This is a genomic window from Paenibacillus wuxiensis (assembly GCF_040195695.1).
Classification (GTDB): domain Bacteria; phylum Bacillota; class Bacilli; order Paenibacillales; family Paenibacillaceae; genus Paenibacillus_B; species Paenibacillus_B suaedae.
Map to the genome: position 1 here is coordinate 39,149 of NZ_JBEFZI010000004.1, position 17,596 is coordinate 56,744.

15 protein-coding genes and 1 pseudogene are annotated in these 17,596 nt (G+C 44.4%); 8 read left to right on the forward strand and 8 right to left on the reverse strand.

All coding sequences use genetic code 11. The features are described 5' to 3' along the window. Positions 1–94 precede the first annotated feature (94 nt). The 3 genes and pseudogenes from ABN764_RS09245 to ABN764_RS09255 all read left to right on the forward strand — a co-directional run bounded on the left by ABN764_RS09245 (position 95) and on the right by ABN764_RS09255 (position 3,243). Positions 95–1,528 carry a PQQ-dependent sugar dehydrogenase gene (locus ABN764_RS09245; protein ID WP_446671673.1) on the forward strand — a complete coding sequence of 478 codons (1,434 nt, stop codon included), beginning with the start codon at positions 95–97 and terminating at the stop codon, positions 1,526–1,528. A 353-nt stretch (positions 1,529–1,881) separates the two neighbouring features. Continuing rightward, the gene (gene mle, locus ABN764_RS09250) at positions 1,882–2,736 is read left to right on the forward strand and encodes an alpha/beta fold macrolide esterase (RefSeq protein ID WP_446671674.1); all 855 of its coding nucleotides are present in this window, start codon (positions 1,882–1,884) and stop codon (positions 2,734–2,736) included. A gap of 48 nt (positions 2,737–2,784) precedes the next feature. Beyond that, positions 2,785–3,243 (forward strand): annotated as a pseudogene (locus ABN764_RS09255) (2-thiouracil desulfurase family protein). A 108-nt stretch (positions 3,244–3,351) separates the two neighbouring features. Here the strand turns inward: ABN764_RS09255 and ABN764_RS09260 are convergent. The 5 genes from ABN764_RS09260 to ABN764_RS09280 form a co-directional block, all read right to left on the reverse strand. Next, positions 3,352–4,641 carry an esterase/lipase family protein gene (locus ABN764_RS09260; RefSeq protein ID WP_446671675.1) on the reverse strand — a complete coding sequence of 430 codons (1,290 nt, stop codon included), beginning with the start codon at positions 4,639–4,641 and terminating at the stop codon, positions 3,352–3,354. 635 nt (positions 4,642–5,276) lie between these two features. Continuing rightward, complete coding sequence (gene aceA, locus ABN764_RS09265; RefSeq protein WP_446671960.1) at positions 5,277–6,560, reverse strand: isocitrate lyase; 1,284 nt, start codon at positions 6,558–6,560, stop codon at positions 5,277–5,279. 19 nt (positions 6,561–6,579) lie between these two features. After that, positions 6,580–8,187, reverse strand: a complete 1,608-nt coding sequence (gene aceB, locus ABN764_RS09270; protein WP_446671676.1) for a malate synthase A — start codon at positions 8,185–8,187, stop codon at positions 6,580–6,582. 6 nt (positions 8,188–8,193) lie between these two features. Then, on the reverse strand, positions 8,194–8,424 hold the full coding sequence (locus tag ABN764_RS09275) for a hypothetical protein (protein WP_021254037.1): 231 nt from the start codon (positions 8,422–8,424) through the stop codon (positions 8,194–8,196). A 269-nt stretch (positions 8,425–8,693) separates the two neighbouring features. Then, entirely contained in the window at positions 8,694–9,191 is a 498-nt protein-coding gene (locus tag ABN764_RS09280; RefSeq protein WP_446671677.1) for a DinB family protein, read from the reverse strand. 257 nt (positions 9,192–9,448) lie between these two features. Between ABN764_RS09280 and ABN764_RS09285 the strand changes: the two genes are divergently transcribed. Further along, positions 9,449–9,820 (forward strand): iron chaperone, encoded by a 372-nt coding sequence (locus ABN764_RS09285; protein WP_072727650.1) that lies wholly within the window; start codon positions 9,449–9,451, stop codon positions 9,818–9,820. A gap of 220 nt (positions 9,821–10,040) precedes the next feature. Continuing rightward, positions 10,041–11,633 carry a basic secretory protein-like protein gene (locus ABN764_RS09290; RefSeq protein WP_446671678.1) on the forward strand — a complete coding sequence of 531 codons (1,593 nt, stop codon included), beginning with the start codon at positions 10,041–10,043 and terminating at the stop codon, positions 11,631–11,633. Positions 11,634–11,755: 122 nt separating this feature from the next. On the opposite strand, the gene ABN764_RS09295 is transcribed toward ABN764_RS09290, so the two are convergent. Next, positions 11,756–12,796: a hypothetical protein gene (locus ABN764_RS09295; protein ID WP_446671679.1), complete on the reverse strand. Its 1,041-nt coding sequence runs from the start codon at positions 12,794–12,796 to the stop codon at positions 11,756–11,758. After that, entirely contained in the window at positions 12,777–13,292 is a 516-nt protein-coding gene (locus ABN764_RS09300; protein WP_044354195.1) for an RNA polymerase sigma factor, read from the reverse strand. Before ABN764_RS09300 ends, ABN764_RS09295 begins: the two co-directional genes overlap by 20 nt. A 233-nt stretch (positions 13,293–13,525) precedes the next feature. Between ABN764_RS09300 and ABN764_RS09305 the strand changes: the two genes are divergently transcribed. Then, positions 13,526–13,819: a hypothetical protein gene (locus ABN764_RS09305; protein WP_446671680.1), complete on the forward strand. Its 294-nt coding sequence runs from the start codon at positions 13,526–13,528 to the stop codon at positions 13,817–13,819. A 115-nt stretch (positions 13,820–13,934) separates the two neighbouring features. Here ABN764_RS09305 and ABN764_RS09310 read toward each other — a convergent pair whose 3' ends face one another. Continuing rightward, positions 13,935–14,867, reverse strand: coding sequence for an MBL fold metallo-hydrolase (locus tag ABN764_RS09310; RefSeq protein WP_446671681.1), 933 nt, complete (start codon positions 14,865–14,867; stop codon positions 13,935–13,937). A 623-nt stretch (positions 14,868–15,490) separates the two neighbouring features. On the opposite strand from ABN764_RS09310, the gene ABN764_RS09315 reads away from it, so the two are divergent. Beyond that, complete coding sequence (locus ABN764_RS09315) at positions 15,491–16,162, forward strand: response regulator transcription factor (RefSeq protein ID WP_446671682.1); 672 nt, start codon at positions 15,491–15,493, stop codon at positions 16,160–16,162. A gap of 193 nt (positions 16,163–16,355) precedes the next feature. Beyond that, positions 16,356–17,576: a sensor histidine kinase gene (locus ABN764_RS09320; RefSeq protein ID WP_446671683.1), complete on the forward strand. Its 1,221-nt coding sequence runs from the start codon at positions 16,356–16,358 to the stop codon at positions 17,574–17,576. Positions 17,577–17,596 lie beyond the last annotated feature (20 nt).

Consider the following 17,596-nt stretch of genomic DNA (forward strand, 5'->3'; position numbering starts at 1 on the left):
TTATATACCGGCCTTCAGGCTGGCTCTAAGTCGGTACTAATAGAACGGCTCGAATCATACTCATATAAAAAAATATGAAGGGGTGCTCCGTTATTTGATGAAAGTTAAGGTTGGCTTACGGCCCATTGTAAGCAAGTTAAATATGCCCACTGTTTTGAAAACAGCGATCCTTCCGGGTGAATCAATTGAAAGATTATTTATTGCAACTCAAGTAGGTGAGATCTTTTACATAGGGGACGGGGATATAAAAACTTTTTTAGATATTCGCTCACGAATCATAACACTAGGTGTCTCTAATGGTGGGTATGATGAACGGGGATTGATAGGGCTAGCCTTTCACCCTGATTTTTATTTTAATGGTCTGTTTTATCTCCATTATTCAGTAGCGGGAACCCAAGGCCCTGGTTCTCTTCCAGGTGAATTTGAATCTTTTAAGCCGAACCCGTGTGATCCTAAAACCCTAAACTTGAAGTGGTTAAATAGAGAAACGCATTATGATCATATTGATACCGTTGAGGAATGGATTCTACATGCGAATGGACAACCTCAAAAACGGCGGACATTACTAAATATAAGAAGACCATTTTTAAATCATAATGGCGTCAATAGCTTAAACTTCTCACCTGAAACAGGAAAACTTATTTTGACAACCGGAGATGGCGGATCAGGCTATGATCCATTTAATTTAAGCCAAACGGATATGGAAATCGCGGGTAAAATCATTGAAATTGATATTTCCAAACCTACATTTATCGATAATCCGCCCGTAGTTACACGTTTTAATGAGCTGCCTGTGTCTATTCAGGAAACACTTACGGTAATGGCCAAAGGGGGCCGCAATCTGCCAGGAATTGCATTTCAAAGGGTATCTTATAATCAGTACATCAAATACGTAGGAAGTGTCGGACAGGATCTCGTAGAGTCAATTTTTGCATTCATTCATTATAAACCCATACCGGTTACTCAGCTTGTTCAAGCTTCTTCGACTTTGACGAATTCTGTACTTGACCAAGAAGGATTTATTAACTTTGGCTGGCGAGGGTGGGAAGGCGCTTTTCCTACTTCGTTCATTACAGGCTGTTCTGCAGATCCGGCTTTGGATGAGAAGACAATTTCTTATTACGATGAAGCGATCACAACTTCAGTGCGGCGTCTTCCGCCCCTCATTAGTTATTTTCATAAAGATCCCCGAACCGATAAGTTTGGAGGAACTGCCCTTACTGGGGTCCAGACCTATATGGGAAATGCAATCCCCGGTTTAACGGGAAGTGTTGTGTTTACCGATCTCGCCAGAAATGAAGGATCTCCCCCTCCAGTTAGAGGAGTTTTAGCTTATACCAGGGTAAGAACAGATTGTAAACAAAGTGATTTTAGTGTGATTGAAACGGATTATGATTTTGGGTCTCAATCCGCTTATTATGTTAGTTTGGGATCGAATCTGAGTCAATCCAGACTGTATTTAGGGGTTTATGGTTCTGTAAAAGTGGCTGATCGGCACCAAGGAACTGTGTTTGAGATTGTTCCATAGTTCGTAACTCTTGTTCGGGTTGACCTCACTAATGCAAAGCCGACACTCACCAATCCTCCATATAAGGCGTATCCTAGGGCAGAAGGTTCTTCTTTATAAATGATAATCGGTATTGTCCATGTTCTTATTTGATAAATTACTGAAAATATTGCAGCGGATATGGTAAAATTGGAATTGGTATCAAAAACCAATTTTCTTTTAAAGGAGAGAGCTTCTCATGATTATCAAATTCATTCGTTTACGTTAATTTGAAGCATAGTTCAACTACTCTCATTATTTTTTTTTGAAAGATGTATGGGTTTATTTGAGTGTGCTTTTTTAAATAAATAATTCGAATGAAATGAGGAGTACTCATGAGTGAAAAGATAAGAAAAATCAATGGAATTGAGATATGCACAGAGAGTTTTGGCAGTCCAACTCATCCACCCGTCCTGTTGATTATGGGAGCCATGTGTTCTATGGTTTATTGGGATGATGAATTCTGCCAATGTTTGGCTGACTCGGGCCGTTATGTGATACGATTTGATAACCGAGATGTGGGACGTACAACGACCTATCCACCGGGGAAGTCCCAATATTCCGTGGCAGACATGGCTGATGATGCAGTTGGGGTGCTTGATTCATACGGAATTGACCGAGCGCATCTCGTCGGATTGTCACTAGGTGGCATGATTGCACAGATAATCACTGTCAAATATCCTCAACGAGTTCTCAGCATGACTTTGATTGCCTCATCTATTTTTGGATCTGATGACATCGACAGGGGCTTGCCTCCGATGGATGAAAAGATACTTGCTTATCATGCGGATGGAGCAGCACTGGATTGGTCGGATGAAGAGGCGGTTGCAAAATACCTGGTCAAAGGCTCTAGCCTGCTTTGTGGTTCCAAGCATGACTTCGATGAGAATAGAGTGTATAAGCAAGTAATGCGCGAAATCGAACGAGCTAATAATCTGCTCAGTATGTTTAATCACGCACTGCTTACAGGTGATGACGCCTACGAAGGGAAGTTAAAAGAAATCAATGTGCCTGCTTTGGTTATTCACGGTACGGATGACACGATTCTTCCATTAGAACATGGTGTTGCACTTGCTGAGGAAATACCGAATGCATCCTTATTAACGCTTGATGGAACGGGGCACGAAATACACTTCGACGATTGGGATACGATTATTCAAGCAATTTCGAACCACACATCGTTGGAGTAATCGTGGATGCAGAAATCTTATTTTCCGCGATATATAGAGGTGATATAAATGATATTAGTGAGCTCTTGCTTAGCAGGCTTAGAGGTGAGATATAATGGTACACATTGTTTAGATTCAAAGATACTCCAATTGTTAGAAGCAGACCAAGCGATAACAGTATGTCCAGAATTGCTTGGGGGCTTTACGACTCCAAGGGAGCCAGCTGAGATCGTTGGCGGTTGAGGGGAAGATGTGCTTGACGGTAAGGCTTATGTGGTCGAGAAGTCGGGCAGAGACGTTACAGCACAGTATATAAAAGGAGCTTATGATACGCTAAAAAAAGCTCATGAGGTCGGTGCAACCGTAGTTATTCTAAAGGAGTTCAGCCCCTCTTGCGGAAGTTCGATGATTTATAATGGTGAATTTAAAGGTAAGAAAGTTGTTGGGAATGGAGTGGCAACTGCTTTACTTCAGAGAAACGGAATACAAGTAATTTCAGAAAAAGGACTTACTGATTTTACATTGTGAAAATTTTTAAGTGTTAAAAAGCAATAGCGGCAGCCTAAGACTGTATTTTTCAGTTGGAGACTGCCGCTGGTTTTATGTTGAAGTCAAGGTAACACTTTATTTGTTTCATCAGCCTGCCGGAGGCAGGTCGGTCAGCATATCCGCTAAGTCAAGAAAAAAATCTCCCGTATTTTTTAGGCCCAATCCAACGATATCGAGATGATCCCAGGAATCCATGAGTCCTAAGTAGTTCCATTTTCCAATCTGCGGCTTTCCTTGGTAAGTAATGATTTGATCGTTTGATCCGTTTTTCGGGCCGTCCATGGAAATCGTATTTACCAGCCCATCATTTGGCCACCATTCCTCATCGATGACTACATGCCCTGGGGAATCGAACGAAAAGGAACCGACAAAATAGCTCGGCGGCAGCAATAACGGATTCATGAGCAGCTTTGGCGCATGCCATCCGGATAGCGGGATACGATATGATTTGTTGGTGGCGATCGAGAAATAGTAGACGCTCGGATTTGCCTGTATTTGCTCGTTGAACTGTTTGGCCCCGTCAGGACTTAAATCCCACAGGGAGCTGTCTTTTGATATTCTCCAAAATTTACTGTTAATTACCCGTTGGAAATAATCGAAAAAGGAATCATCGGGCATTCGCTTCAATCCCCATTGATCCAATTTGAAATCATATAGGGGGTGCTCGGCATTGCCAGAAGCTGCGGCAATCAAGCCAATCAGCTGATGGATGAAGGGAACTACTCCCTCTACAAAATGCGTAAAGCTGGTGCCATCATGCGGCGCGGCGAGGGAAACTAGGCTGCTGACATACGGAAGGGGTTGATCACTGAACAACGGGGATAGATCAGATGCATCGGTGACAGCACGTTCAGCAGCATCACCTTTTTCCAATAGATGAATCAGCATGCGTGCAGTTTGTCCTCCCATGCTGTGTCCAATTACATGAATTTGCTTCGGACGCCCCGTATTCGGGTCGATCTCTCCCCATGATGGATACATCCCTTCATACGATCTGCCAAATCGCTCGTGACCATACAGTTCCGAGTGGGCTTGACCGTAATCTACGGTTCCCCCTTTAATTTGCGCATACAACTCACAGGCACGATCCCAATTGCTCGATACCGTCCCTATCGCAGCTGTATATACGGAATGACCGTGTTTCCTTAATTGTCCTTGAATATCGCCCAATCCGCCCCAGTATTTAAACGAAAACATTTCGTCTCTTCCCCAGCCTCCAAATCCATGAACCAGCACGATAGGGAAGTCATTGTTAGCAATGATATTGTTGACAATGGCATCGTCGGCCTGCGCGTGAACAGACGGCAAGTTGTTAGGAAGAATAGAGTAACAAAGAATAAAGAGTAGCAAAACGCAGCTTGACAGTTTACGGCTCATAAAATGCCTCCTATCTAGTTTTGTAATCGCTTTCAAATACAGTTGCTCTCAAAATTCCGCTATTCTTTCTGTTCTAGCATTGCTGGATTCATGAAGATTCAAAAGGAGATTTTTGTGGTGTGTTGACGGAATGGCGTGTTGAGGGGGACAGTTAGCATGATGTTATACATATACATTTACCATATAAACCTAATATTTACAACTATGTAAATTAAATATTTGCTAGTAAATAGCTTTTTGAAGCATTTGTCATCCAGTGATAGTTTTGGAGAGTTGATTAGCGAGGTGTGCGAAAGAAGCAGATATAAAAGGGAGTAAAGAATGGGCTGAATCCACTAGCAACGATAGGGAAACGGTACAAATGCGCTAGGGAAAGGGGCTGCTGAATGAAAAAATGGAGCCGTCTCTATGCCATTGTTCAATGACCTGTGAGACGGCTCCATCCTTGTATGCCCCGGGGAGGTTGCGGTGGAACTGAGGTTTTGTGCTTCCGTAGCGAGCTTCGTGTTACGAAAGCTGCTTATAGCAGCGAAGGCGAGGTTGCAGAGCAGCGGGCAGCAAGTGGGAGTGATTTCAAAACGGGGCGTTTAGCTAATTTGACTCTATGTTCAAAAATGGGTTTGAATCGGATCCCCTTACGTGAACTGCTCTGCTTCCGTCGAGTCTGTGTAGGCGGTCGTAGATGAAATACCGCCCGAAATCGCTTGTGCCACCTCGTCGAAGTAGCCTGTGCCGACCTCGCGCTGATGCTTAACCGCTTCATAGCCGAGCTGTTCCAAGGCGAATTCAGCCTGCTGCAGGTCAGAGTAGGCGGCCATGCCGCGCTCCTTGTAGCCTTGCGCCAGCTCGAACATGCTGTAATTGAGCGCGTGGAAACCGGCTAGTGTCACGAACTGGAACTTGTATCCCATGCGTCCAAGCTCGCGCTGGAAGCCCGCGATTGCCTTATCGTCCAGCTTCTTCTTCCAGTTGAAGGAAGGAGAGCAATTATAGGCAAGCAGCTTGCCTGGATATTGGGCATGGATCGCTTCGGCGAATTGCCGTGCCTCATCGATGTTCGGCTCGGACGTCTCGCACCAGACGAGATCTGCATAAGGCGCATAGGCGAGGCCGCGCGCAATCGCCTGTTCAATCCCAGCACGCGTATAATAGAAGCCCTCCGGAGAACGCTGTCCTGTCAGGAATGGCCGATCGTACGGATCGACATCGCTCGTCAGCAGTTGGGCCGCATTGGCGTCAGTACGTGCGATAATCAAGGTGTCCGTGCCCATAACGTCGGCAGCCAAGCGGGCGGCGATCAAATGGCGAACGGCTTGCTGCGTAGGCAGGAGCACCTTGCCGCCGAGATGCCCGCACTTTTTCTCCGAAGATAGTTGATCTTCGAAGTGTACGCCTGCAGCTCCTGCTTCAATCATCGCCTTCATTAGCTCGAATACATTGAGCGACCCTCCGAATCCTGCTTCGGCATCTGCTACGATCGGGGCAAAAAAGTAGGTTTCATTTTTACCTTCCGCATGTTGGATTTGGTCGGCCCGCTGCAGGGCTTGATTAATCCGCTTCACGACCTGCGGCACACTATTGACCGGATATAAGCTCTGATCGGGATACATATGTCCCGACAGGTTGGCGTCTGCGGCAACCTGCCATCCGCTTAAGTATATGGCCTGCAAGCCGGCTTTTACCTGCTGCACGGCTTGATTCCCTGTCAATGCCCCAAGCGCGGGCACGAATTCTTCGGTATGCAGCAGATGCCAGAGCCGTTCGGCTCCCATCTGGGCTAACGTATGCTCCACCTGAACAGAACCGCGAAGCCGGATCACTTCATCTGCAGAATAGGTGCGCGTTACGCCTTCCCACCGTTCTTCCTTCCATTTCGTCTCCAATTGTTGAATCGTATGCTTATCCGTCACGGCAGCCATCTCCTCATATTCAATGATTTCATCCCAGCAATTCATAGCCCATCACCGTCAGAAACTCGCTGCAAGTTTCTTCGCTAATCAAATTTACGAACAATTGCTTCGCCTCAGTGAATCTGCGGCCCGCGAAGTCATCTTGGCCGATTAGCTCTTCAATCTTGGACATTTCCTCTTCCGTCAGCTTCAACACAAGCTCAAGCGTGATGTCGTTTCCATTCGTAAGCCGGCCTTCCGGGTGACGAATCCATTGCCACACCTGAGTGCGCGATATCTCGGCCGTCGCCGCATCCTCCATAAGATTGAAGATCGGTACGGCGCCGAATCCCCGCAGCCATGCCTCGATATATTGCAGGCCGACGCTGATATTCGTCCGCAGTCCCTGTTCGGTGATTGTGCCTTCTGGTATAGCGAGCAGGTCGTTTGCCGTGACACGGACATCTTCGCGTTTTTTCTGAAGCTGGTTTGGCCCCTTCATCTGTTCATTGAATATTTCCATTGCGATCGGAACGAGTCCAGGATGGGCGACCCAAGTTCCATCATGGCCGTCATTTGCTTCGCGTTGCTTATCGGCGCGTACTTGCTCCATTGCCTTCGCGTTAGCCTCGGCGTCATGCCGGATTGGAATTTGGGCTGCCATGCCGCCCATGGCATGCGCATCGCGTTTGTGACAGGTACGGATGACGTACTGCGTGTACGCCCGCATGAACGGCACGGTCATCGTGACCTGTGAACGATCGGGGAGCAGCGCATGTCTATGACGGTTCAGCCGCTTAATGAAGCTGAAGATATAGTCCCAACGACCGCAGTTCAAGCCGGCGCTATGCTCCCGCAGCTCGTATAAAATTTCATCTGCCTCAAATGTGGCCAGAATCGTCTCGATGAGCACGGTTGCTTTAATCGTTCCTTGAGGGATGCCCAGCTCTTGTTGGGCAAACACGAATACATCGTTCCATAGTTTTGCTTCTTGATGGGACTCCAGCTTGGGAAGATAGAAATAAGGTCCGGATTGATTCTCGATGAGGGTACGAGCATTGTGGTAGAAATAGAGTCCGAAGTCGACAAGGCTGCCTGAGGCGTTTTCTTCGCCTATGCGAATGTGTTTCTCCTCCAAATGCCAGCCGCGAGGACGAATTAACAGGTAAGCGGTTTGTTCGTTCAGGCGGTAGGCTTTGCCCTCTGGGCTCGTAAAGGTGATTGTACGACGAATGGCATCGCGCATATTGATTTGGCCGCGGATCGAATTGTCCCATGTCGGGGAATTGGCATCTTCGAAGTCGGCCATGAAGCCTTTGGCGCCGGAATTAAGCGCATTGATGACCATTTTTGCATCCCCGGAGGGGCCAGTTATTTCCACCCGTCGGTCTTGGAGATCGGAAGGCACAGGAGCGACGCTCCACTCACCGTCCCGAATGTGCCTCGTTTCCGGCAGGAAGTCGGGGAGTTCGCCGGCATCCAGTCGGCGTTGGCGCTCGGCACGGTCAGAGAGAAGCTCTAATCTGCGGGCATTGAACCGTTCATGGAGCTTTCCGAGGAACTCGAGTGCCCCAGGCGTCAAAATCTCGGCGTACGGTTCAGGCATGTGACCGAGTACAACAATTTCCTTGCAATTGTTAGCGGGCATTTTGGACATGACTAATTACCTCCCTCTGCTGAAAGCCGGACTCAAATAGGCGGCTTGCAAAATATTCGTGATCGAGTCTTGTTCATTGAATTCGTAATCCAGGCTGCCGCTTCCGTTGCAGCGCAGGCAAGGCGTGATGCCATGCCCTTGGCATGAGCCACATTGGTGGCCGCTCTCCTGTTTTCCGTGTCCTTCGCATTCCAAACATTCCATTTCTCCATTGCCATGACAGTAGTAGCAGTCCATTCCAAACGCCTCCTGAGTCATTTAGGTTATCTGTTATAATACAGATTTGTCATTCGTTGATCTGTATTATAACAGAGCTTTTAAAAATGAAAAGCCCCTTTTTTAAGAAAATTTTCCAGGATTAAAGGTCAATCCTAATAGGGATGCGGCTTTGGGCTGAAAAAATATTTTTTATTTACACCTGCCCGGCAAAAACTCTATTCTCAAAAAAAGTCGCAGAGCTACCCGGCGGTTTGCCGATGCTCTGCGACTTTTCGGTACATTTTCGTTTATTTTCCTTCCTCATCGGCCGAGGGACCATAGAGGCCTGGCAGCGGAATATCGAGTAACCGCAAATAAACCCCGAGCTGTGCTCGATGATGGATCATGTGGCTTATTCCGAATGTGCGAAGCGCGATCGCCCGCGGCTGGCGCAGGATGATATGGTCACCGTTTCGCAAAGTCCATTCCTCGCTAAGGGCGTTCTCGTCACATTCAGCTAACAACCTTTCAAGCTCCACGACATTTGCATCGAATTCCTTCAGCACGTCTACACGTTTTTCCAAAGCTTCTCGACGATTCGGCATGGTTGAAAGATCGAATTCCGGGTAACGAAAAATTGCGATTTGCCAATTCAGCAGGTTAATCAGGTGCGTGGCTAGCCCGCCTAACGACATCGATTTCACATGCGGCTTCCACGTCAAATGCTCTTCGGGTAAGCGCTCCAGTATGCGGCGCGTTGTGGCCAGTTCTTGCAAGGCATCTCCGACGATTAATTGTTTTACCATTGATTTTTCCACACTCCTTCTATGGCTAGAATACTATACAACCAGTCGAATGGAAAAGATCCCCTGAAAGCATTTTGACATACATTTGCAACAACAAAACTTGTTGGATATGATTATCCAGCAGAGCGTTTCTAGTGTAATAGAACAATAATCCCTACAGTTGATAAATGGACGTCACCAAAGCACTGAAGGATAGGAATTGGTGTACTGACAATAATGTTATGTAAAAATAAGTTTTCATTTTAGGAGAGAGCGACATGGAAGTTTTTTCAGAATATTTAGAAAAAATTGAGCACCCACAGCATCGGGATCGAACAGAAGAGGTTTTGGCTTGGATCATTCAGAAATTTCCGAACTTAATGCCTAAAATCGCGTGGAATCAGCCTATGTTTACCGATCATGGCACATTTATTATTGGCTTTAGTGTATCCAAAAATCATTTGGCTGTTGGCCCCGAAAGAGCTGGGATTATTCATTTTTCTGATGAAATTGAGCAGGCTGGCTATGAACAGACGAAGCAGCTGTTTCGTATTCCGTGGAGTAGTCCGGTTCATTTCTCATTACTTGAGGAAATGATTGCGTTCAATATTTTGGATAAGGCAAACTGCTCAACCTTTTGGCGAAAATAATATCATGTATGATGGAGCCCCCTTAAATGCTAAGGGGGTTATTTTATGCTCTCTTTTATTTTGTTCATGATAGTTGCGTCATGTGAAATGTAATAGGTGTGGTTATGTAAATGGCTGAATTGTATATTTTACCAGTATGTGTTTTTGATGTATAATTAGCAATTATAACCATCTCAATTCGGTCCAATCCCAATGCAAAGTAAAGAGGAGATGGCGAAGCATGAAGAGATTTGGCATTCTTATTTTAGCTGCTACCTTAGGAGCAGGCTTCAGCAACAGCGTACATATTCAGGCAGCGGCAGCGGAACAAACTTCAATCAAAATCCCAACGAATTTAGCTACAGGTGGGAAGGCAACGGCAAGCGGGGAGTTCGCGCCGGATCAAGGGAAGGATAAGGCATTCGATCAAGATATTTTTTCAAAATGGTTGACGTTTAACAGCCCGGCATGGCTGCAATACGAGTTTCCTGACGCGAAAGTCGTAACCTCATACTCGATTACTTCTGCGGAGGACGAGCCATATCGAGACCCGAAAAGCTGGGTGTTAAAAGGTTCTAATGACGGCTCTAGCTGGACTCAACTGGACGTACAGCAGAATCAAAGCTTCACCTCTCGGCATCAAACGAAAACCTATTCATTTTCCAATAACACAGCGTATAAATTTGTGAAATTCGATAACTTTCATAATCAAAATGGAAGCGGAATGCTGCAGGTCTCCGAAATCAAGCTATATGATGGCAGCTCAAAGAAATGGAGTACGACCAAGCCCGAGGTTGCGGCCAGTGGAGAAAAAAAGCCTAACCAAACCAAAGAGAATCTGGTGGACGGGACTAGCGTTACGAAATGGTTTACAAAAGATAATACGGCATGGCTCACATTCGACTTCGGCGAACCGGTAACGATTGATGGTTACTCGCTTACGGCAGCTGATGATAGACCTGAACGCGACCCTAAAAGTTGGGTTCTTCAAGGATCGAACGATAATAAGAACTGGACTAGTATAGACAAGAAAAGCAATGAGGTTTTCAAGGTCCGACATCAGCGCATGTATTATCTTTTAGATAACAATACCGCAGCGTATCAATACTATAGACTCAGCAATATGAAAAATCACAGCGGAAACTCCATGCAATTGGGTGAAGTCGAATTCTCGCGTACGAATGATGTCGGGCATGCCATCAACCCAAAAATCGAAGTACAGAACCTTGATTCAACGAGTAAAGGTAAATTATTTAAGAAAGCTCTTCCCAATGCAGAGAAAGAAATATTGGCGGTCGCACGTAAAGTACATGAGATGTTATACATGAGTCCGGCCGATGCGCCTGTAGATGTCAAAAAAATATTAGTTACGATAGTAGACGCTCCTGGGGTGGCTTGGACATCGGGAGATGCCACGCTGAAGACAGTAGGCTTCAGTGCGCAGTATCTGCAAAAGTTTGTAGAGAGCCCTGCCAAATCGCTGCGCGACGAAATAATTGGAATCCTTTATCATGAAATCGGTCATGTTTATCAATATAGTAATTTTGATGTAGAGGCAATAGCCGATAGCTTGCGCTATAGAGCGGGCTACCATGACCGTTATAGCGCGAGAAAGGGAGGAAGCTGGGAGAAGCAGGGGACAGCGAATTTCCTTCGCTGGATAGAGGATACGAAAAAACGAGGCTTCATTCGTGAATTAAATGCGACCCAGATCCCTTACAACATTGGAGGAGAAAATGAAAAAAGATTGTGGAAGGAACGTCAAATTAAATTGATTACCGGAACAGACGTGCAGACGCTTTGGTCACAGTATCAAGCGTCACTTCCTAATTAGGTCTTAGCCAAATACACATGCAAAGTCGGATTGATTGCAATATTGCGAAATTCATATCATTAAAAAATGACCCCCTTGAATGTCAAGGGGGTCAATTTTATGAACTGAACCAATAGGGAATTTTAGTCGTTGATTGGAAATTCTTTATTAAAGAATACAATAGATTTGATTTCCTTATCATTTATAACATTTTTAAAAGTTTTGTTCGTAAACATTTGCCCAGTTATAAGATCCATATTATCTGATCCACTAAAAAAGTTTGTCGTCTCTGAGGATCCATCTTTATAGTTTATTGTGATAGGGAAGTTATCCAATGACTTACCGTCAATTTTCCCTCTGTCAGCGGTATTGGAAATCTCACGTAGCGAATTGCTCTCAAGCTTTAACGTAATTGAAATTGGCGAGATGGAGATCGTTTTTAACACGGCCTTATAACCATACATGTCGATGTCTTGGTTGATCTGATACACGCTAGAGTATTCTTTGAAATCTAGCTGAACAGTGGTTTTCCAAGTTCCTGGTATGATCGTTTCAAAATCTTTTGTAACGGGATTTCTGATTTGCAAGTTCTCGAATTCAAAATCAAATGTACGTCCGGCTAATGAATGTTTAGTCGTAATCTTCATGATCAAGCTGATACTATTGGCATTCGGATGTCCATCATCTAGCACATCGAACCCATAACTATATCCGAACCTATCTTTCCCCGCCCTATCATAGCGAAGATAGGTACTTTCAAAACGGTATTCATCTGCATCTAACACAGTCCCATTTGGAGCAGTAAAGTTCATGAGGATATAGGTTCGATTACTATCGCCGACGACTTGCTTCATCGTAAGTGTACCATTTTCATTTTTTATTTGCTTATCGATGATATAGGCGCCATTTGATAAAAATTGTGCCTGCTCCTGGTTTGCGGGCTTCAGAAATTTTATAAATGCTTCATCTAACCCGATATAGGCCGCTGCCAAAGCTGTTGTCGTCAAGCAGCCTAACAGGATGGCAAACAGCAGCGCGGGTCTTAAACGTCTCGCGGGAGTAAACCTGCTCTGTCTTTTCGCTTCGTTCTGGCTATGTACGACAATGTTATGAAACATTTTTTCTTTTTGCTCCGATGTAGGCGTAAGAGCCTCAAATAGCCGATTAATCTGTTTGTCGCTCAAGATAATTCCCTCCCAAGTCCGCTTTAAGGAGCTTCCGGCCTCTGGCTAGCTGTGTTTGAATCGTGCTTTCCTTGTATCCTATCAACTCTGATATTTCCTTTATCGAATACGTCTCGTAGTAATAAAGGTACAGCACAGTTTTGTATTTTTCGGGAAGTGACAGCAGCCTTGCGAGCATTTTTCCAGATGCCTCCTGACCATTCCAAGAGGAAATCTCCGGTAGGGACTTTGCATCGACGCGCCGGGATTTCCACCAATGCTTTAATACGTCTTTACAGTAATTTCGGGTGGTTACCAAAAACCAAGCCTTTTCGTGTTCATGGTCATTGAATACCACCTGAGATTGAATAAGTTTTATAAATACAGATTGAACAGCGTCTTCTGCATCAGCGGGATTTTTCAAATAGATATAGCTCAGCCTGTAAACTACATCTACATGCCGTTGATAGAGTTCGGCTAATTCTTTATCCGTACGCAATAAAGAATTGCTTTCCATTTTTTCGCCTCCTATATACAACACGATCGGGAGCTCGAAAATATCCCATTCCGATAAATTTTTTAACAGTTAACATATTATCGACCATACCTGCCTTGCTTTTGAAGCACAATTAGGTAAGCCGCGAACAACGATAAGGAGAGGAGTTATGATATACTCTGGGGAATAATTTAGATAGTTTATAATTATATCGGAGGAGCAATCGAGATGCTGTCGGAAAAAGTGGTCAATTATTGCAGAAGCAAAAACTGGTGGTTATCTATCAGATTTGTTGGTTTATGATTAATTCTTCGGATTATATGTTAGGTATGGAGAGAACTCATGACGTTTTAAATCTGCCTGAAGAATATATTCCGTTGGACAGCTTTGAAGGGGAGTTCGGCTTTTTTTATAATAAGAATACAGACGAAGTGTTGGGCTTAGGATTGGGCCGGCAGATGGAGGATTTTTTTGCTGGTAAATTGAATTCGCAATGGAAAAGCTTTAATTCCTTCCTCGAGTGGTATTTTGAACTGACAGATTCGTGAATGGACTACATAAAAAAGGGCCGCCATACCGCTGCAATGGAGCTAACCTGATGGTGGAATGCTCCGAACGAAGACGGCATGACGGCCTTTATTCTATGAAACAAACGTTAAATAATCAAGGCCATGAACGCTCGCCTTTCATTACTTGTGCGCCCATTTCCAGATCACTTGTATTCTTGAAGTTTGGATAGTCTTTTTTCATCGCTGCAATCAGCTCAGCTGAATTTTTGGACTGTTTAGCCGCTTCTTCAAATTTTGCAATATAGTCACGAGTGAAGGTGACACTGGACGTATTCTCGGAGCTCTTGCCTAGGTAATGGCCAGGGATAACCCGTTCCGGCTTCAGATCAAGAATCTGCTTTAAAATCTCCCGCCAGTGGTCACGGCTCTCTGGGGTCTGGTTGTCTGCCATCCAGACATGCAGGTTCTCGTAGATAGGTACGCCGCCCAAGATTGTTTTTTTCGAGGGAACCCAAAGGACGGTGTGAGACGGATCAGAACCGTTAAGACCGACCACCTGCACAGTTTCACCATCGACAGTTAGCTTATCCCCGTCAAGAACTTCAGGCACGATCAGCTCTGTCGGAGCGTTTTCTTTCAGGATTGGGCTCCAGAAGTCATTCTTAATCTTGATGGTTGCCTTAATTCCTTCCACGGTTGCCGGAGTAGCAACGATTTTTACGTCGGGAAATGCCTTGCGGATTGCCGACAGGCCGAAGTAGAAATCTGGATCCTTATGGCTGACATAGACCGTAGTCAGCTTCTTTCCAGTGTCTTGGATCATTTTGACCAGCTTTTCGGCGTTGCTCTTTTCGAACTGTGCATCGACAAGCACGACCTCTTTCGGCCCTTCGATTAGGCTAGAACTGACAGAGAAGAGGCCGTTTTCTCCAGGATTGAATGGCGTGATCTTCAGTTCAGCCGCCTGCTTCTTAGGTTCTTCTTTGCTCTCGTTGTTTGTCGTGTTCGCTTTACCGGCGCATGCACTCAGCACTAGTGTGAAACAAAGCAATAACATAACTCCTACAGATGATTTTTTACGAAACATCTTAAAATCTCCCTCTTTCTTGTATTGATAACAATTTGAAAACAGAAACGTGTAATGATACGTAGCTCAGGCTATTCACTCTTATATCATTTGAGTGATTTACCACGATCCAACAACCAATTCGTGGTTTCCTAAAAGTAGGTAAAGTATGCCCGTCACAGCTCATAAGCATTCGGCTTTATCTTGATTGTTTGCGTATTTGGCAATCAGCATATCCAGCAGATTGTAATCAACATTCTCCTTTCGAACGTATTTCGAGATCTAAAGTTGTAACTGTTACAGTTACAACTGTTCCAAAAAAAATGGGCTCACTTTTTATAAAATCATTTTGAACCGCAATGGAAATTCTACTGCTTAAGTGCATTAGTGTGTTCTCGAGATGTAACTATTATAGTTACAACAAATAAGGAGTGTCAAGACTGGTTTTTAAAATACTACAAAATCCCAAATATTTATTGACGGTACATGGTTGGGAGAGAGCTTTGAATTTTTTTATGATACTGATTTGAAATCGAAATGAACGGTTTGCGGTTGCAATTATGGAAAATGACTTAAGATAATGATGTTGTATCCTGGTTAGATTAAAGTTAGATGATCATGCTAAAGTGGTGTCGGGTGAGATTATGGAGATTAGAATTTTGGTGGTCGAGGATGATGAGCATATCAGAACGATGGCTCAAAAATTTTTGCAAAATGCGGGGTATCGTATCGATACGTGTTCGGATGGCGATGACGCGCTAGAGCAATTTTATAACACACAGTATCACCTCATCGTACTGGACATTATGCTGCCCGGCATGGACGGGCAGGAGCTTCTGAAAGAGTTTCGTAAAATAAACGACACCCCGGTATTGATGATGACTGCATTGAGCGATGATCAGAATCAACTGACCGCTTTTACCAATGAAGTGGACGATTACGTAACCAAGCCGTTCTCTATGCCGATTCTTGTCAAACGTGTTGAAGCGCTTCTACGACGCAGCGGGGCTATTAAAAAAGAAATTACAGCGGGTAAGCTGACATTATTCCCCGAAACTTACGGCGTGGAATATAGCGGTGAAAAAATTCAGTTATCGCCCAAGGAATTCGAGATTTTAATGCTGCTTACACAAAACAGACATAAAATTGTGCCACATGGAACGTTGTTAATTAAGATTTGGGGATATGATTTTGATGGAAATGAGGGCATTATTCATGCAAGCATCAAAAAGCTAAGAGATAAATTGCCTAAAAATCTCATTAAAACCGTCAAGGGGATTGGCTATTGTTTGGAGGTCGAGGATCATCAAGCGTAGATTTTTCGGGATTTATGGAAAAGTGTTTTTCTATACTGCGTTGATATTGCTCTTTATTATCTTTTTTATGTTCATCTTTTTCTCCGACCAAATCAAATCTGTCGTTGAGTCAACACAGCGACAGCAAATATCAAATGTATTTCAGCCCCTTCTCAATCATCTGTATGGAAAATCTGATGATGAGATTATGATTATGGCTCAAGATTTTCACGAAAAAAACACCTCCTTTGAATTTCGCTTGGAGGCTTCCGATGGACAAATTCTATATCAGACAGAAAATTTTACCCTGACGAGAAATGATATCGGATTACTGCCATCAGGCAACGTAATCGTGAAAGGGAATCCATTCACGGAGCGTAAATTTCATTTTATAACCGCCGATGCCAGCGGTCGTTTTCAATTCCTAGTGAAGGCTTCCGGGGGCATAGCCTTATATGTTACCGGTACGATATCTGGAACTTCTGTATATCACGAATTTATCGAAAAAATGATTTTTGCTTTTTTGATGATACTCATGGTAAGTCTCCTTGCCGCAGCTCTATTTGCCAGACAAATCGCAAAGCCAATCGAAAAAATCGCGCAGGACACCAAGAAAATGTCTGATTTGGAGACAGTTACTGCTCCTAGTTCCCGCAAAGACGAGATTGGTCAGCTTGCTGGAGATGTCTACAAAATGTATAAAACACTACTAGCAACGATTCAGCAATTGGAAATTGAAATTGAACGGGAAAAAGAGATGGAAGAGAATCAGCGATATTTTTTCTCTGCCGCTTCGCATGAGTTAAAAACGCCGATCGCCGCCACCAGTGCATTGCTGGAGGGGATGTTGGAAAATGTTATACCGCCGACGGAACATCCAAAATATGTACGAGAATGCTTGAAAATGATGAATGAACAAAATAAACTGGTCTCGGAAATTTTAGATATTGTGATGCTGAGCAATGATATGGCGGGACAGGAACGTGAGAGCATCCATCTAAATAAGTTAGTAACCGAGATTCTTTCTTCCTACCGCATGTTAGCAGATGTAAGAGAGCAGAGCATCGATGTGAACATTTCGGAGAACCTATGCTGCACATTGGACCCGAAGCTGTTCCGTAAAGCGTTGTCCAACATTGTCATGAACGCGATCCAAAATACGCCGGGAGGTGGACGAATCCATATCTTTACGCGGGACATGGAAAAATGCGTTCGTCTTTGTGTCTTTAACAACGGCGTGAGGATTCAGGAGGAAATGCTAGCTAAGCTCTTTGAGCCCTTTTACCGTGAGGATAAAGCGAGAAGCCGGAGTCAGGGCCGCAGCGGCCTGGGCCTAACCATTGTGAAAAAAGCGCTCGATTTAATGGGAATCCCCTTTGCGCTTGAAAATGTGGATAATGGCGTGTTATTTCATATGGATATACCTCACGAATAGAATGATGTTTAACCGATTAA

Bases quoted from the DNA above. Each gene is read 5' to 3' on its own strand.
- mle (WP_446671674.1), top strand. From the start codon at position 1,882: ATGAGTGAAAAGATAAGAAAAATCAATGGAATTGAGATATGCACAGAG.
- ABN764_RS09260 (WP_446671675.1), bottom strand. From the start codon at position 4,641: ATGAGCCGTAAACTGTCAAGCTGCGTTTTGCTACTCTTTATTCTTTGT.
- aceA (WP_446671960.1), bottom strand. From the start codon at position 6,560: ATGGCTGCCGTGACGGATAAGCATACGATTCAACAATTGGAGACGAAA.
- aceB (WP_446671676.1), bottom strand. From the start codon at position 8,187: ATGTCCAAAATGCCCGCTAACAATTGCAAGGAAATTGTTGTACTCGGT.
- ABN764_RS09275 (WP_021254037.1), bottom strand. From the start codon at position 8,424: ATGGACTGCTACTACTGTCATGGCAATGGAGAAATGGAATGTTTGGAA.
- ABN764_RS09280 (WP_446671677.1), bottom strand. From the start codon at position 9,191: ATGGTAAAACAATTAATCGTCGGAGATGCCTTGCAAGAACTGGCCACA.
- ABN764_RS09285 (WP_072727650.1), top strand. From the start codon at position 9,449: ATGGAAGTTTTTTCAGAATATTTAGAAAAAATTGAGCACCCACAGCAT.
- ABN764_RS09290 (WP_446671678.1), top strand. From the start codon at position 10,041: ATGAAGAGATTTGGCATTCTTATTTTAGCTGCTACCTTAGGAGCAGGC.
- ABN764_RS09300 (WP_044354195.1), bottom strand. From the start codon at position 13,292: ATGGAAAGCAATTCTTTATTGCGTACGGATAAAGAATTAGCCGAACTC.
- ABN764_RS09310 (WP_446671681.1), bottom strand. From the start codon at position 14,867: ATGTTTCGTAAAAAATCATCTGTAGGAGTTATGTTATTGCTTTGTTTC.
- ABN764_RS09315 (WP_446671682.1), top strand. From the start codon at position 15,491: ATGGAGATTAGAATTTTGGTGGTCGAGGATGATGAGCATATCAGAACG.
- ABN764_RS09320 (WP_446671683.1), top strand. From the start codon at position 16,356: ATGGCTCAAGATTTTCACGAAAAAAACACCTCCTTTGAATTTCGCTTG.